This window comes from Marichromatium sp. PS1, from assembly GCF_041155115.1.
Classification (GTDB): domain Bacteria; phylum Pseudomonadota; class Gammaproteobacteria; order Chromatiales; family Chromatiaceae; genus Marichromatium; species Marichromatium gracile.
Window position 1 is genome coordinate 20027 of sequence record NZ_BAAFHB010000005.1, and the last position, 15321, is coordinate 35347.

The window sequence follows — 15321 nt, forward strand, 5'->3', positions numbered from 1 at the left end:
TATTGCGGGCAAGCCAAAAACATCGAAAGATTCACAACCCTATCGGTAAGGGCACTACCGCTCTTTGCAGGCAATCAATTCTGCATATGCGTGAGTTGCAAGGCCCAAACGGTTGCCCGACCGAGACGCCGCGATCCGGATATCGTGCGCCTTATCCGAGAATTTTGCACGACTGGACAAAAACTCGCTGTTACCTGCCATGCAAAAGAATAATCTGTTTTCCTCAGTGTTGTTTGGATGCAATATATCCTGATGAACGTATTGATAGGAGATTACTTCAAATCCGACGTTTCTAGCTAACTCATCAAGTCGAGCACCTAGATCAGGGTCGCCGCCGTTCAGGCGGCACGCCGAGCCGAAACAGTGAAAGAAAGCTGCGGGAAGACGTAGATTGGGATCATAGTAATTTTTACTTATGATAGGTTCTCGTGCGGCGAATATACCTCCTACTTCCAAGACGCGGAGTATTTCGCGGAGCACTATTCTGGGATCATGCGATTGCATAAGGGTTGTGTGGCAGAATACAGAGGTGAATGCGTCTGAAGGAAATGGCAAGGAGTGCATATCGCTTATGATAAAAAGGGGATGGCGTCTAGCCAATAGTGACGTTTCTCGCGCGAACCGGATAGATATTGGGTCGTTATCGATACCGACACAGAATTGATTGGCCAATTTAGCGAGTCCAGAGGTGATGGATCCGGGCCCGCATCCGCAGTCTAGTATTTTTTCAGAACCTAACATGTGCGGTATGGCGAATACCCCTTCTCGATGAATTCTTCTGGTCGCGAGATATTGCAAAGTCGCGGGTGCATTCCCGAGAGTATTTCCACGCATGATTACTCTAACTGTCAAGTCCCCTGAGATTGTAAACCCGCTTATTGAATAGCTCCGGGCGTTTCTGCGCCCACTCCTTGAGCGCTTGAATCGGAGCGATGTGCCCGAGCGCTTTCTGGGGGATGTGCTGGTTGTAGACTTGGACGTAGCGGGTGATGGTCTGTTCCAGACTCAGGGCGGAGTCGAAGCGTGTGGTGGCCAGCACCTCGGCGATGCGCCCGTTGAAGCGCTCGATCAGGCCGTTGGTCTGCGGGGTTCTGGGTTTGATCAGACGATGCTCGATGGCGTGCTGGGCACAGACCTGATCGAAGCGATGCAGTCCGGTCGGGGCACGCTCGCCGGTGGCGCAGAAACGGTCGGTGAATTCCTTGCCGTTATCGGTGAGGATCTTGGAGAGGGCGAACGGAGCCTTGGCGATCAAGCGCTCGAGAAAGCCACTGGCCGAGGCTGCTGACTTGTCGTCGAGGATCTCGACATAGACCCAGCGGGTAGCGCGGTCGATGGCGGCGAAGAGATAGCGGCGCCGGTCCTCATCAGGCATCTGGGGCAGATACTTGACGTCGACATGGACGAACCCCGGTTCGTCGTCTTTGAAGGTCTTGACCGGGCGCTTCGTGGCGTCGGCCTCCTGCGGGATCAGGGTCTTGAGGTTGGAGACGCCGTGGCGGCGCAAGCAGCGATCGAGCGCCGAGCGCGAGGCCTTGGGGTGGATGAACTCACGGGTCACCACCAACAGGTCATCGAGCGGCAGCAACAGCGCCTCACGCAGCGCCACCACAAGGACTTCCTGCGCCGGCGAGAGCGTCGTCGAGAGTCGATGTGGGCGGTGCGAGGCGTCCTCGACGCCACTTGCGCACTGTCAGAGGCGAGAGGTTGTAGCGCGCGGCCAAGACCTTGGTCGGCAACGTCGAAGCCTGCAGCTCACGACGAATCGCCGGGGTGGTGCGGGCATTCTTGTGCAAACGGATGTCCATCGACGATCAGGCTCCCGGTCTGTGGACTGTTGCGCGGGCGATGGCCCTGCCAAGGAATCGTTTTCTCAGGAAACCCTGGAACTGATCGATCGATTGCTGCTGGAAAGGATCTCCCTGGCAGGGTTTACCCGTGCGTTGAAGGTCTTCAAGGCTTGCTGTCAACTCCACTTTTTTAGACACACCGATAAAAACGACCTTGCCCCCCATAATTCCACACTCATCCCACGCCAAAAATCAACACAAAATGTGGGAATACTAAAAATTACTAACCCTCCCCCCAATGACACAACCCCTGCAACACCGCACTCATCTCCAGCACTTGTTCCAGGCTCCCGACCTGCCCCAGCCGCATCAGCCGCTTGGCATAACGCAGTGCCTGCGGGGACTTGGCGGCGATTGTTGAGGCCATTTCGTGGACGCGCGCGGTGAGCGCGTCGGGTTCGACGACGTCGAGGACGAGGCCGAGGCGGTGGGCCGCGGCGGCGTCGATGACGCGGCCGGTGACGGTGAGGGCGAAGGCGGCCTGGTAGCCGATCTGGCGTTGCAGGAACCAGGCGCCGCCGTCGCCGGGGATGAGGCCGAGGTCGATGAAGGTCTCGCCGAAGCGGGCGCGGGTGGAGGCGATGCGCAGGTCGGCCATGCAGGCGAGGTCGCAGCCGGCGCCGATCGCCGGGCCGTCGACGGCGGCGATGACCGGCACCTCGCAGCGGTAGAGGGCGCGGGGGATGCGCTGGATGCCGTGGCGGTAGCGGCGTTCGAGTTCGGCGGCGTCGCCGGCGAAGTCGCCGCGGCGCGCGGCCATGTCCTTGATGTTGCCGCCGGCGCTGAAGGCCGCGCCCTCGGCGGCGATCACCAGCACCGAGACCGCCTCGCAGGCGTTGACCCAGTCGACGGTGGCGACGATGTCGTCGATCAGGGCGGTGCCGGTGAGGGCGTTGCGCACGTCGTCACGCGCCAGAGTGAGGGTGGCGACCCGGTCGGCGAGACCGAGCCGGGCATCGGTGAGGTCGGGCGGGTTCATCGCGGGCCTTCCATGACGGGGCGCCCCGACGGGCGCCGGGGCGCTTGCGGGGATTGCGGGTCAGTCGCCGGCCGGTTGCATCACCAGCACCGGGGAGCGCGCGGCGAGCAGCACCTCGCGGGCGAAGCTGCCGAGACGCATGCGTTGCAGCCCGGTGCGACCGTGGGTGGTCATGGCGATCACCGCGCCCTTGATCAGCGCCGCGTACTCGACCACCGCGCGGCTCACGTCGGTGCCGTGGAGCACGTCCCAGTTGGCGCTGACGCCGTAGCGCTCGGGCAGGTGGTCGGCGACGCGCCGCAGATAGACCCACTCGCCGGCGTCGGCGCCCTGGCCGAAGCTCGGCTTGAGCACCTGGATCAGCCGCAGCTCGGCGCCGATGGCGCGGGCGAAGGCGACCGCCTCGGGGAGCATCGCCTCGGACAGCGCCGAGCCGTCGAGACACACCAGCAGGCTGCGGATCGGCCCGCCCCAGGCGTCGTCGAGGTGCGGACCGGTGAGCAGGATCGGGCGGTGGGTCTGGCGCAGCAGCTCGCTGGCGACGCTGCCGAGCACCGCCTCGCCGACCACGCCGCGGGCGTGGGTCGACATCACCACCGGGTGATCCGGGCTGGTCGCGCCGATGCGCTCGATCAGCCCGTCGGTGGCGACCTCGTGGACGCCGACCTCGACCTCAGCGTCGTTGAGCCCGCGCGCGGCGAGCAGGCTCTCGAGCAGGGCGCGACGCTCGGCGGTCTCGCTCTCGCGGGTGACCACCGAGAGCAACCGCGCCCGGGCACCGAGCTGGCCGGCCAGCGACAGCCCCGGGCGCAGCGCGCCCTGGGAGACGGTGGAGGCATCCACAGGGATGGTGACGACAGCAGCGGACATGACGGACTCCTTGCCGCGTCGGCTCAGGCGAGCCAGCGCTTGCGGCGGCGATAGTGTTTGACGTTGAGATAGTCGACCCGGTCGGCACCGCCGAGATAGAACTCCTGCACGTCGGGGTTCTCGCGCAGCACCGCCGCCTCGCCGCTCATCACCACCTGCCCGTTCTCGAGCAGATAGGCGTGATCGACCACCTCCAGCGCGGCGGCGGCGTTCTGCTCGACGAGCAGCACGCCGACCCCCTGCTCGCGGTTGATCTCGCCGATGATGGCGAAGATCTCCTGCACCAGCAGCGGCGAGAGCCCGAGGCTCGGCTCGTCGAGCATGATCAGCTCGGGTTCGGTCATCAGCGCGCGCCCGATGGCGAGCATCTGCTGCTCGCCGCCGGAGAGATAGCCTGCCTTGGTGCGGGCGCGCTCGCCGAGCCGGGGGAAGTAGGTCAGCACCCGCTCGCGCAGCTCCTGGTAGCGCTTGCGACTGCCGCGCAGCGGGTAGGCGGCGAGCAGGTTGGCCTCGGGGGTGAGGTGCTCGAAGATGCGCCGCCCCTCGAGCACGTGCACCAGCCCGCTGGCGACCCGCGCCGGCGGCGCCAGCGCCAGCATGTCGGCGCCCTGGAAGCGGATCTCGCCGCGCGTGACCAGCCCGCGCTCGGGCGCGAGCAGACCGCTGACGGCCTTGAGCGTGGTGCTCTTGCCGGCGCCGTTGCCACCGAGCAGGGCGATCATCTGGCCCTTGCCGATCCGCAGCGACACCCCCTTGATCGCCAGGAACACCCGGTCGTAGACCACCTCGACGTTGCTCAGCTCGAGCAGCGGCGGCGTCACCGGCAGCGACGCGACGCGATTGGCTGCTGTCTCCATGAAGACCCTCGCTCTCTCCTTGGTCGACCGGACGCGCCGGTCGGGTTCGGTCGGCGCCGACGCCACGCGTCGGCCCCACTCGCGCACGGTCGCGGACGGGGCGCCCGGCCCCGCCCGCGCCGACTCAGCGCCCGTCGCGGAAGCCCGCGGCGTCCTTCTCGATCTCGTCCCAGACGATGTCCTGATAGGCGCTGCGCCACTCGGTGACCGGCACCCAGGCGCCGCCGTCCCAGCGCGACACCCGGCCGAAACCGCCGCCCTGGTGGTCGGTGGCGCTGAAGCTCAGCGGCGGCATCAGCCCCTCGGCGTCGAAGTTGCTGATCTGCTCGAAGCCGCGGCGCAGCGTGTCGCCGGTGAGCGGGGCGCCGTACTCGGCGAGCGCCAGGCGCGCGGCCTCGACCGCCACCGCCATGGTCGCCACGCCGATGTTGTAGTAGCTCGAACCGACGTTCTCCTCGGGCCCGCTGCCCTCGCCCTTGGCCACCACCTCGTCGAGGATCGCCTGGATCACCGGCAGCTCGCGTCCGGGGGCGACCGCCTCGTAGCGCTTGACCCCGGTCATGTGCTTGCCGAGGTGCTCGGCGTCGGCCTCGGCCAGCCACACCACCGAGAGGATGTGCTCGGGGCGGATGCCGTTGCGGATGGCCTCGCGCACCGAGACCTGCTGGCCGCTGCCGGCGCCCCAGATCAGCACCTGGTCGGGCCGGTAGCGACGCACGTCGGACCAGGTCGCCGACTGCTCGGTGCCGGGGCTGGGATAGGCGAAGGCGCGCAGCTCGAAGCCGTGGCGCTCGGCCAGGGTCTCGAGCACCGGCACCGGCTCGCGGCCGAAGGGCGAGTCGATGTGCACCAGGGCGATGCGCTTGCCGGCGAGCCCGCCGAGTTCGGTGTCGATGTAGTCGGCGAGGATCGCCGCCTGCGACCAGTAGGTCGCCATCATCGGGAAGACGAAGGGGAAGGTCTCGCCGTGGCTGGCATCACCGCGACCGTGCAGCGGGGTGATCATCACCACCTCGTCCTCGAGCACGCGGTTAACCGCCGCGCGCGACACCGGGGTGCTGAGGAAGTCGACCAGCACCGCGCCCTCGCCGCGGGCGCGGTTGTAGGCCTCGATGCCGCGCTGGGGCTCGTTGGCGGTGTCGCGCACCAGCGCCTCGACGGGGTGACCGTCGAGCCCGCCGCGGGCGTTGACCAGACGCAGATAGTCCTGCTGGCCCTGGTTGTACTCGTTGGTGAGGAAGGTGTAGACGGCGGTGAAGTCCTGCAGCAGCGCAAAGCGCACCGGCTCCTTGTCGGGCACGTTGGCGAGACTCGCGCCCAGGGCCAGGGCGCTACAGGCGCCGAGCAGGCCGCTCAACCATGTCTTCTTCATCGATGGGGTCCTCCTTGTCTTGTCGTTGTCTTGGGTGTCGATCAGCGCTGGGCGTGGCGGAAGGGCCAGACCAGGAAGTACTTGCGGATGTTGTCGTAGATCTTCGCCAGCCCCAGCGGCTCGAACAGGATCACCGCGATGATCAGCGCGCCGTAGACCATCAGCGGGATGTGGGCGATGAGGTTGAAGGAGACCGGGAACAGCTCCAGCCCCGCCACCCAGGCCAGCAGGTTGGTGAGCACGATCGGCAGCAGCAGGATGAAACCGGCGCCGAGATAGGCCCCGATCACGCTGCCCAGACCGCCGACCAGCACCATCGCCACCAGCTGGATGGAGACGTTGAAACCGAACTGCTCCGGGGTCACCGCCTGGTAGTAGCAGAAGGCGAGGATGGCGCCGCTGACACCGCCGAGAAAGGAGCTGGTGAAGAAGGCCAGCAGCTTGTAGCGCAGCGGGTCGACGCCGATCACGGCGGCGGCGAAGTCCTTGTCGCGCACCGCCACCAGCGCCCGCCCGACGCTGCTGCGCTTGATGTTGAGCAGCAGCAGGGTGCAGATCAGCGTCCAGCCGAGCGCGGTGTAGTAGAGCGCGGTGTCGCCGTCGAGGGGGATGAACAGCAGTCGTACCTCGGGGGTGGCGAGGGTGGCCTGCGCCCCGCCCGAGATCGCCGGGACGTTGATGATCACCCAGGAGACCAGGTACTGCATCGCCAGGGTCGCCATCACCAGATAGAGCCCCTTGACGCGCAGCGCGGCGGCGCCGAAGACGCAACCGATCAGCGCCGCGGCCAGCCCCGCGCCGACCAGCGCCAGCTCGAAGGGCACGCCGGCGCGGGCGAGATGGATGCTGGTGTAGGCGCCGATGGCCATCACCGCGGCGAAGCCGAAGTGGAGCTGCCCGGCGATCCCCATCAGCAGGGTCAGCGACAGCGCCGCCGCGGTCCAGATCAGCCAGGGCGCGAGATAGCTGTTGAGATACAGCTCGGGCAGCAACAGCGGCGCGAGCAGCGCCAGGGCGAGCAGCCCGCCGAGCAGGCGGCGGTCGGCGGCCAGCGGCCACAGCTTGCGGGTGGCGGCGTAGCGGGTGTGATGGATGCCGGATTGACGATAGAACATGGTCTCAGACCCTCTCGATCTCTTCCCGCCCGAAGATGCCGTGGGGGCGGAACAGGATGGTGAGCAGGATGATCAGCGAGGTCACCACGTCACGGGTGCCGCCACCGACCAGGGGATCGACATAGCCGGGGACGACGCTGCCGAGGATGCCGACGACCAGCCCCGCGACCAGCACCCCGTGGATGCTGTCGAGCCCGCCGAGGATGACCACCGCCACCGCCGGGAAGAGCAGCGTGGTCAGGCTCCAGTCGACGCCCTGCACCGAACCCCACATCACCCCGGCGGCCACCGCCGCAACCCCGGCGAGCCCCCAGGAGACGGCCACCGCGCGCTCCACCGAGATCCCCACCGACCAGCTCGAGACGTGATCGTCGGAGACGGCCAGCAGCTTGGTGCCGAGGCGGGTGCGGAAGAAGAACAGCGCCAGCCCGATCATCAGCGCGCCGATCGCCCCGCCGATCAGGTACTCGCGGTTGATGAACACGTCGCCGACGATGATCGGCATCATGTCGATGCCGAGATCCAGGCTCTTCGGCGCGGCGCCGAGCAGCCCCGGACCGAGACCGCGCAGCAGGCTCTCGAGCCCGAGGGTGAGCATCACCACCATGATGATCGGCTGCCCGACCATGCGCCGCAGCAGCACCCGCTCGGTGAGCATGCCGAACAGGAACATGCCGAGCACGGCCACCAGCAGCGCCACCACCACCGGCGCGCCGAGCCAGCCGGCGACCATCCACACCAGATAGGCGGCGATCATCACCATCGCCCCCTGGGCGAGGTTGGGCACCCCGGAGGATTTGTAGATCAGCACGATGCCGAGTGCGACCAGGCCGTACATCAGCCCGGTCAGGGCGCCGTTGATGGTCAGTTCGATGAGGAATGCGATATCCATGCTCAGGCCTCCTCGGCGATGCGGTCGGCGTTCACCCGGGCGATGGCCAGGTGACGCTTGAGGGTGCCGGAGGCGCCGGTCTCGTAACCGATCCGGGCCTCGTACTCGATCGAGTCACGGCCGGCGTAGAGCGACTCGATGATCGGCGCATAGTGGGCGTCGATGACGTCGCGGCGCAGCTTGCGGGTGCGGGTGACCTCGCCGTCGTCGGGGTCGAACGCCTTGTGCAGGTTGACGAAGCTGCGGATCGCCAGCGCCGGCGGCAGCAGCGCGTTGACCCGCGCCACCTCGGCGCGCACCAGCGCATAGACCTCGGGCTTCTGCGACAGATCGGCGAAGGAGGTATAGGGCACGCCGTTGATCTGCGCCCAGTGCCCCACCGCCTCGCTGTCGATCACCACCAGCGCGGCGAGGAAGTCGCGCTCGCGCCCGAGCACGCAGGCCTCGCGGATGTAGTCGCTGAACTTCAGCCGGTTCTCGATATAGGTCGGGATGAAGCGCTCGCCGGTGTTGGTGTAGACCACCTCGGAGAGCCGTCCGAGCACCACCAGCTGACCGTCGGCCTCGAGCTGGCCGGCGTCGCCGGTGTGCATCCAGCCCGCGCGCAGGGTCTCGGCGGTGGCCTCGGGGTTGTCGAAATAGCCGTCGAAGACGTTGTCGGCGCGCATCAGGATCTCGCCCTCGTCGCTGATGCGCAGCTCCACCCCGGGGAAGGGCCGCCCGGCGGTGTGCAGGCTCACCGAGCCCGGGTCCTGGGCCACGCACAGCGCGCAGTTCTCGGTCTGGCCGTAGAACTGACGCAGGTCGAGCCCGAGCGCGCGGAAGAACAGGAACACGTCCTCGCCCATGGCGTCGCCGGCGGTATAGGGGCGCGCCACCCGCCGCAGCCCGAGCTGGTCCTTGAGCGGGCCGAACATCAGCACCTCCCCCACCCCGCGCCACAGCCGCCGCCACGGCGCCGGACGTCGGCCCTCCAGGCGATCGCGCTCGAGCCGCTCGGCGAAGGGCATGAAGTGGGCATAGAGCGCGCGCTTGAGCGGGCTCGACTCCTTGATGCCGACCTGGATGCGGGTGAGCATGCTCGACCAGGCGCGCGGCGAGCCGAAGTAGAGCGTCGGGGCGATCTCGCGCAGGTCGTGGAGCGCGGTCTCCTGCTGCTCGGGGATGTGGACACAGAAGCGCAGCAGGATCGCCGCACCGACCGAGAAGATGAAGTCCCCCACCCAGGCCATCGGCAGATAGGCCATGTGCACCTCGCCCTCGCGGAAGTAACCGGCGCGCGAGGCGTTGCGCACCGCCGCGATGATGTGGCCGTGCTTGAGCGGGATGCCCTTGGGTCGCCCGGTGGTGCCGGAGGAGTGCAGCAGCACCGCCGGGGCGTGGACGCTGGTGCGCTCCTGCAGCGCCGCGCGCAGCCCCGGCTCGGCGCTGAAGCGCGCGCGGCCCTGCGCGCTCAGCGCCGCGATCGCCCGGGCACCCGGCGGCGGGGCCTGCTCCAGCCCGCGCGGGTCGTCGTAGAGGATATGATCGAGCGCCCCGTAGCCGGCCGCGCGGATCGTCAAGAGCTTGTCGACCTGCTCCTGGTCCTCGACCAGGGCGCAACGGATCGACTCGGTCTCGAGCTGGCCGCGCAGCTCCTCGGGCGGGGTGTCGGGATAGGCCGGCGAGGGCAGCGCACGCAGCGCGATGGCCGCGAGCATGCCGAAGTAGAGCGCCGGGCGGTTGTCGCCGATCACCAGCACCCGGTCGCCGGGCTCGACCCCCAGGGCCTCGAGCCCGGCGGCCAGCGCCAGCACCTCGTCGAGGTACTGGCGCCAGGTGTAGCCCTGCCAGATGCCGCGCCGACGCTCGCGCAGCGCCACCTCGTGACCGTGGTGCTCGGCGTTGTACACCAGCCAGTGGATGAGATGGTCGTGGGACTGCCAGTGCGGGTGCAGCGCGATGTCCCCGATCGCGTGCGGCTGGCGCTGTTCAGGCTGCATCCTTCACCCTCCCGATATAGGCCGCGACCACGGTGGGATCGTTGATCGCCTCGCGGGTCGGTCCCTCGGCGATCTTCTCGCCGTTGTTGAGCACCACCGCGCGGTTGCAGATGGCGGTGACCACGTCCATGTGGTGCTCGATGAGCAGCATGGTGGTGCCCATGGCGTCGCGCGCATCGAGGATGAAGCGCACCATGTACTCCTTCTCCTCCTGGTTCATCCCCGCCATCGGCTCGTCGAGCACCAGGAAACCGGGCTCGGCGCAGAGCGCGCGCGCCAGCTCGACGCGCTTTTGCATCCCCAGCGGGATGACGTCGACCGGCTCGTCGCGCACGCTCTCGAGCTGGAGCAGGTCGATCACCTCCTCGACCCGCCCCCGGTGGGCGACCTCCTCGCGCTCGGCCCACCACCAGTAGAAGGCCGCGCCGAGGATGCTCGGGCGCATGAACAGATGACGCCCGAGGAGGATGTTGTCGAGCACGCTCAGCCCGCGAAACAGCGCCACGTTCTGGAAGGTGCGCGCCACCCCCTTGCGGGCGATGCGGTGGGGCTTGAGCCCGCTGATGCGCTCGCCGCGATAGCGGATCTCGCCCTGCTGCGGCGGATAGAAGCCGGTGATGGCGTTGACCAGGGTGGTCTTGCCCGAGCCGTTGGGACCGACCAGGCCGAAGATCTCGCCCCGGTGGATGTGCAGATCGATCCCCTTGAGCGCCTGCAGGCCGCCGAACCAGCGGCTGACCGCGGCGCATTCGAGTATCACCTCGTCGGGATCATGGTCCTGTCGCGTCGTCGTCACGCCTGTGTCCTCCCTGCTCTCCTCGTTTGTCTCGGCGCCCCTGTCATGGGTGCAGGGGAGCGCGCCCGCTCGCACGGCGGGCGTCGTCGTCATGGCTCGCGGATCGGACCGGGCGCGGCCCGGTCGGGGGGAGAGACCGGCCCGCCGCCCTCCGTGGCGTGGCCGGTGCACTGGGCCGGGACGCGTGCCCGGCCCCCGCGGCGCCCTCCCGGCGCCGCCCGTCGCTCACGCGATCAGCCGGTCTCCTCGGCGCGCCCGAGCGCGGCGATGCTCTGCTCGCGCAGCATGGTCTTGAGCGCCCGCCCGGTGCTGCGCGGCAGCCGCGGATAGAGACGCACATAGCGCGGCACCTTGAAGTAGGCGATCTGGTCCTTGCAGTACTCGCGCAGCGCCTCGGGTTCGAGGCTCGCGCCCGGCTGCAGCTCGACGCAGGCGCACACCACCTCGCCGAGGCGCGCGTCGGGCACCCCGACGACCACCGCCGCGCGCACCGCCGGGTGGGTCTCGAGGAAGCGCTCGACCTCCTCGGGGTGGATGTTCTCGCCGCCGCGGATGATGGTGTCCTTGACCCCGCCGACGATGCGGCAATAGCCCTCGGCGTCGAGCACCGCGAGATCGCCGGTGTGCAGCCAACCGGCCTCGTCGATCACCCGCGCGGTCAGCTCGGGGTCGTCCCAGTAGCCGCGCATCAGGCTGTAGCCGCGCACGCACAGCTCGCCGGGCTCGCCGACCGGGCGGATGCGCCCGGCGTCGTCGATCACCTTGGCCTCGAGGTGCGGGCCGATGCGCCCGACCGTCTGCAGCCGCCGCTCGACCGGATCGTCCGGGGCACTCATGAAGGAGACCGGCGAGGACTCGGTCATGCCGTAGGCGATGGTCACCTCGGCCATCCCCAGGCGACGTCTCACCCGATCCATGGTCTCGGGCGGACAGGGCGCGCCGGCCATGATGCCGGTGCGCAGTCGGCCGGGGTCGAAGGTCTCGGCGCGGGGGTGATCGAGCATCGCCTTGAACATCGCCGGCACCCCGTAGAGCGCGGTGCAGGACTCGGCGGCGACCGCCTCCAGGGTGGCGAGCGGGTCGAACCCCGGCCCCGGATAGACCATGGCGCTACCGTGCAGCAGACAGGCCATGTTGCCCATCACCATGCCGAAGCAGTGATAGAGCGGCACCGGGATGCACACCCGGTCGGCGGCGCCGAGCCCGAGCTGGCGCCCCACCATCAGGCCGTTGTTGACGATGTTGTGATGGGTCAGGGTGGCGCCGGCCGGCGGGCCGCCGGTGGCGTTGCTGAACTGGATGTTGACCGGGTCGTCGGGGTCGACCGCGGCGGCGAGCGCACGCACCCGCTCCAGGGTCTCGGGGGCGGGCTCGACGAGCAGCGTGGAGAAGGCGACGGTTCCAGGCCAGGCCTCGTCGTCGAGACGGATCACCCGTTCGAGTGCGGGCAGCGCCCGGGCCGCGAGCGGCGCCTCGCCGCTCGTCGCCAGCTCCGGCAGCAGCTCGGCGAGCAGCGGCGGATAGTCGGTCTCGCGGATACGCTGCTCGACCACCAGCGCGCGCGCCCCGACCAGCGCCAGGGCGCGCTCCAGCTCGGCCGGGCGCAGCGCCGGGTTGAGGCTCACCAGGATCATCCCCAGCCGCGCGGCGGCCAGCTGCACCAGGGTCCACTCGATGCGGTTGCCGGTACACACCGCGATGCGGTCCCCGGGGACGAAGCCGAGTTCGAGCAGCCCGGCGCCGAGCCGATCGACCCGGGCATCGAGCCCACGCCAGTCGAGCCGCGCATCCCGCCCCCGATCGACCAGCGCCAGTCCATCGGGCCGGGTCTCGGCGAGTCGTCTCAGACAGTCGCCGACCGTCATCCCCTGGAGCGTCTGCGTTGCGGTCCCGTGCACATAGCTGCGCCGAAGCTGGTCCATCTGGCTCCTCCTGAGAAGGTTGTCTGACGGCGTGGCGGGCGTCTCGGCCTCGATGCGGATCCTGCCGCTGGGATAGAATCTATTTGCCGTTTACGTCCACGTCAACTATTTTCTCGCACAACCGTCGGGGTTGAGCCGGGCCCTCCGGTCCTTTGTTCGAGGTCCCCGGAGATTGCGTAAAATAGATCGCTTACCGGCCAGCGCGCCCGCCCCAGTCAGCGCCCGGAGCGGGCTCAAGACGTCGACGTCAATCAAGCCCCACATCCACCGCAGGAGTCATCGGCGCATGAGCACACCCACCAATCCGCACCCGGAACAGGAACCCGGCGGCACCACCTTCACCATCGGCGAGCTGGCGCGCGAGTTCGACATCACCACCCGCACCATCCGCTTCTACGAGGATCAGGGCCTGCTCTCGCCGACCCGCTCGGGCACGCGCCGGCTCTATCGCCGCCGCGACCGCGCCCGGCTCAAGCTGATCCTGCGCGGCAAGCGTCTCGGCTTCACCCTCGCCGAGATGCGCGAGGCCTTCGACCTCTACGACGAGGCCCACGGCGAGGCGCAACAACTGCGCTACTACCTCTCGGTGCTCGAGGAGAAGCGCCAGCACCTGCTCCAGCAACGCGAGGACCTGGAGGAGACCATGCGCGAACTCGAACAGTCCTACGCCCACTGCCAACAGCTGCTCGAACAGCAGGAGCGCGAACGCAGTGACACGCAGCGGATGGCGTCGTAGGGGTAGCCTCCAGCTGCCAGCCGCCAGGGCTCAGCGGCCAGCTGTCAGCCGCCAGTCAGCGGGATCCGGACACCTCGCAGGACATCAGGCGTCGATCGAACCGCGAGCACGTAGCGGCGGCGCTGGTGGCCGAGGCATGGCTTCCAGCCTTCAGCCACCAGCCGTCAGAACAGCGAGACCCAGCTGCCTCGCAGACCATCAAACATCTCTCGAACCGCGAGCACGTAGCAGCGGCGCTGGCGACTGGCGACTGGCGGCTGGCGGCTCCGGTGAAATCATGGCGGCCTGATCCCGCCGAACCCCGCCCCTCCCCGCAAACCACGCCCAGTCGCGACTGCCGACTGCCGACTGCCGACTGCCCACTGCCCACTGCCCACTGGCAGCTGGCGACTGGCGACTGGCGACTGGCGACTGGCGACTGGTAGCTGGCGACTGGTAACTGGTAGCTGGCGACTGGTAACTGGTAGCTGGCGACTGGTAGCTGGCCGCCTTCCCTATTGACGTTTACGTCAACGTTATTTAGCATCCAGTTCAACCGCAGGGATGCGCCCGGACCGCGTCTGGACGCGAGCGAGGACGCGCGCCCCGCGCCGCCACGCCGCAGGCCGGTCGAGGACCGCGCCCCGGCGCACCGATCCGTCAACGGAGGACACGCGCATGATGCAGTTCCCGACCCTGGACTTCGACCTCGGCGAGGAGGTCGAGATGTTGCGCAGCGCGGTGGCCGAGTTCGCCGCCGCCGAGATCGCCCCGCGCGCCGCCGCCATCGATCACGACAACGCCTTCCCCGCCGACCTCTGGCGCAAGTTCGGCGACCTCGGGCTGCTCGGTCTCACCGTCGACGAGGACGACGGCGGCACCGGCATGGGCTATCTCGCCCATATCGTCACCATGGAGGAACTCTCGCGCGCCTCGGCCGCGGTCGCCCTCTCCTACGGCGCCCACTCCAACCTCTGCGTCAACCAGATCCGGCGCAACGGCACCCCCGAGCAGAAGGCCCGCTATCTGCCCAAGCTGATCAGCGGCGAGCACGTCGGCGCCCTGGCGATGTCCGAGCCCGGCGCCGGCTCCGACGTGGTCGGCATGCGGCTGCGCGCGCGCCGCGAGGGCGATCGCTACATCCTCAACGGCAACAAGATGTGGATCACCAACGGCCCCGACGCCGACACCCTGGTGGTCTACGCCAAGACCGACCCCGAGGCCGGCTCGCGCGGCATCACCACCTTCATCGTCGAGCGCGACATGCCCGGTTTCTCCACCGCGCAGAAGCTCGACAAGCTCGGCATGCGCGGCTCCAACACCTGCGAGCTGGTGTTCGAGGACTGCGAGGTGCCGGTCGAGAACGTGCTCGGCAGCGAGGGCGGCGGGGTGCGGGTGCTGATGTCCGGGCTCGACTACGAGCGCGCGGTGCTCGCCGGCGGGCCGCTGGGGATCATGGCCGCCTGTCTCGACGTGGTGCTGCCCTATGTCCACGAGCGCGAGCAGTTCGGCCAGCCGATCGGCGAGTTCCAGCTGATCCAGGCCAAGCTCGCCGACATGTACACCAACCTCAACGCCTGTCGCGCCTACGTCTATGCCGTGGGCCGCGCCTGCGACCTTGGCCGCACCACGCGCAAGGACGCCGCCGGCGCCATCCTCTACAGCGCCGAGCGCGCCACCGCGATGGCGCTCGACGCAATCCAGTGTCTCGGCGGCAACGGCTACATCAACGAGTACCCCACCGGGCGGTTGCTGCGCGACGCCAAGCTCTACGAGATCGGCGCCGGCACCTCGGAGATCCGGCGCATGCTGATCGGCCGCGAGCTGTTCAGGGAGACGGCCTGAGGCCGAGGGAGGACGGCGGGGGACGAGGAGGACAGCCCGACCACGCCGTCGGACACGCGCGAAGCATCAGGGTCAGGGACAACCGATGAATGTCATCAAGAGCAAGATCGATCCGCGTTCGGAGAC

12 protein-coding genes and 1 pseudogene are annotated in these 15321 nt (G+C 68.3%); 2 read left to right on the top strand and 11 right to left on the bottom strand.

What is annotated here, in order from left to right:
- Nucleotides 1-54: 54 nt before the first annotated feature.
- From ACAM26_RS12470 to ACAM26_RS12520, 11 genes and pseudogenes are all read right to left on the bottom strand, one after another.
- Nucleotides 55-834, bottom strand: coding sequence for a class I SAM-dependent methyltransferase (locus tag ACAM26_RS12470; RefSeq protein WP_369613803.1), 780 nt, complete (start codon nucleotides 832-834; stop codon nucleotides 55-57).
- Nucleotides 835-841: 7 nt separating this feature from the next.
- Nucleotides 842-1808, bottom strand: a pseudogene (locus ACAM26_RS12475) (IS481 family transposase).
- A 265-nt stretch (nucleotides 1809-2073) separates the two neighbouring features.
- The gene (locus tag ACAM26_RS12480) at nucleotides 2074-2829 is read right to left on the bottom strand and encodes an enoyl-CoA hydratase-related protein (RefSeq protein ID WP_369613804.1); all 756 of its coding nucleotides are present in this window, start codon (nucleotides 2827-2829) and stop codon (nucleotides 2074-2076) included.
- Nucleotides 2830-2889: 60 nt separating this feature from the next.
- Complete coding sequence (locus tag ACAM26_RS12485) at nucleotides 2890-3699, bottom strand: universal stress protein (RefSeq protein ID WP_123143418.1); 810 nt, start codon at nucleotides 3697-3699, stop codon at nucleotides 2890-2892.
- 23 nt (nucleotides 3700-3722) lie between these two features.
- On the bottom strand, nucleotides 3723-4556 hold the full coding sequence (locus ACAM26_RS12490) for an ABC transporter ATP-binding protein (protein WP_234524814.1): 834 nt from the start codon (nucleotides 4554-4556) through the stop codon (nucleotides 3723-3725).
- 124 nt (nucleotides 4557-4680) lie between these two features.
- Nucleotides 4681-5928 (bottom strand): ABC transporter substrate-binding protein, encoded by a 1248-nt coding sequence (locus tag ACAM26_RS12495; RefSeq protein ID WP_123140520.1) that lies wholly within the window; start codon nucleotides 5926-5928, stop codon nucleotides 4681-4683.
- A gap of 41 nt (nucleotides 5929-5969) precedes the next feature.
- Nucleotides 5970-7043 carry a branched-chain amino acid ABC transporter permease gene (locus ACAM26_RS12500; protein WP_005224229.1) on the bottom strand — a complete coding sequence of 358 codons (1074 nt, stop codon included), beginning with the start codon at nucleotides 7041-7043 and terminating at the stop codon, nucleotides 5970-5972.
- Nucleotides 7044-7047: 4 nt separating this feature from the next.
- The gene (locus ACAM26_RS12505) at nucleotides 7048-7935 is read right to left on the bottom strand and encodes a branched-chain amino acid ABC transporter permease (protein ID WP_005224230.1); all 888 of its coding nucleotides are present in this window, start codon (nucleotides 7933-7935) and stop codon (nucleotides 7048-7050) included.
- A gap of 2 nt (nucleotides 7936-7937) precedes the next feature.
- Entirely contained in the window at nucleotides 7938-9917 is a 1980-nt protein-coding gene (locus ACAM26_RS12510) for a long-chain fatty acid--CoA ligase (RefSeq protein WP_123140519.1), read from the bottom strand.
- Entirely contained in the window at nucleotides 9907-10713 is an 807-nt protein-coding gene (locus ACAM26_RS12515) for an ABC transporter ATP-binding protein (RefSeq protein WP_165913515.1), read from the bottom strand. The genes ACAM26_RS12510 and ACAM26_RS12515 overlap by 11 nt, the downstream gene beginning before the upstream one ends.
- Before the next feature lie 233 nt (nucleotides 10714-10946).
- Complete coding sequence (locus ACAM26_RS12520) at nucleotides 10947-12635, bottom strand: AMP-binding protein (RefSeq protein ID WP_369613805.1); 1689 nt, start codon at nucleotides 12633-12635, stop codon at nucleotides 10947-10949.
- A 286-nt stretch (nucleotides 12636-12921) separates the two neighbouring features.
- Here ACAM26_RS12520 and ACAM26_RS12525 point away from each other — a divergent pair, with 286 nt between their 5' ends.
- Both ACAM26_RS12525 and ACAM26_RS12530 read left to right on the top strand, forming a co-directional pair.
- A complete protein-coding gene (locus ACAM26_RS12525) occupies nucleotides 12922-13371 on the top strand; it encodes a MerR family DNA-binding transcriptional regulator (RefSeq protein ID WP_123141993.1) in 450 nt (149 codons plus the stop codon).
- Between the two features lie 660 nt (nucleotides 13372-14031).
- A complete protein-coding gene (locus ACAM26_RS12530) occupies nucleotides 14032-15195 on the top strand; it encodes an isovaleryl-CoA dehydrogenase (RefSeq protein ID WP_200189317.1) in 1164 nt (387 codons plus the stop codon).
- The last annotated feature ends 126 nt before the right edge of the window (nucleotides 15196-15321 follow it).

Excerpts from the sequence above, each read along its gene's own strand:
- ACAM26_RS12530 (WP_200189317.1), top strand. The coding sequence starts at position 14,032 with ATGCAGTTCCCGACCCTGGACTTCGACCTCGGCGAGGAGGTCGAGATG.
- ACAM26_RS12500 (WP_005224229.1), bottom strand. The coding sequence starts at position 7,043 with ATGTTCTATCGTCAATCCGGCATCCATCACACCCGCTACGCCGCCACC.
- ACAM26_RS12520 (WP_369613805.1), bottom strand. The coding sequence starts at position 12,635 with ATGGACCAGCTTCGGCGCAGCTATGTGCACGGGACCGCAACGCAGACG.
- ACAM26_RS12505 (WP_005224230.1), bottom strand. The coding sequence starts at position 7,935 with ATGGATATCGCATTCCTCATCGAACTGACCATCAACGGCGCCCTGACC.
- ACAM26_RS12480 (WP_369613804.1), bottom strand. The coding sequence starts at position 2,829 with ATGAACCCGCCCGACCTCACCGATGCCCGGCTCGGTCTCGCCGACCGG.
- ACAM26_RS12485 (WP_123143418.1), bottom strand. The coding sequence starts at position 3,699 with ATGTCCGCTGCTGTCGTCACCATCCCTGTGGATGCCTCCACCGTCTCC.
- ACAM26_RS12510 (WP_123140519.1), bottom strand. The coding sequence starts at position 9,917 with ATGCAGCCTGAACAGCGCCAGCCGCACGCGATCGGGGACATCGCGCTG.
- ACAM26_RS12495 (WP_123140520.1), bottom strand. The coding sequence starts at position 5,928 with ATGAAGAAGACATGGTTGAGCGGCCTGCTCGGCGCCTGTAGCGCCCTG.
- ACAM26_RS12490 (WP_234524814.1), bottom strand. The coding sequence starts at position 4,556 with ATGGAGACAGCAGCCAATCGCGTCGCGTCGCTGCCGGTGACGCCGCCG.
- ACAM26_RS12470 (WP_369613803.1), bottom strand. The coding sequence starts at position 834 with ATGCGTGGAAATACTCTCGGGAATGCACCCGCGACTTTGCAATATCTC.
- ACAM26_RS12525 (WP_123141993.1), top strand. The coding sequence starts at position 12,922 with ATGAGCACACCCACCAATCCGCACCCGGAACAGGAACCCGGCGGCACC.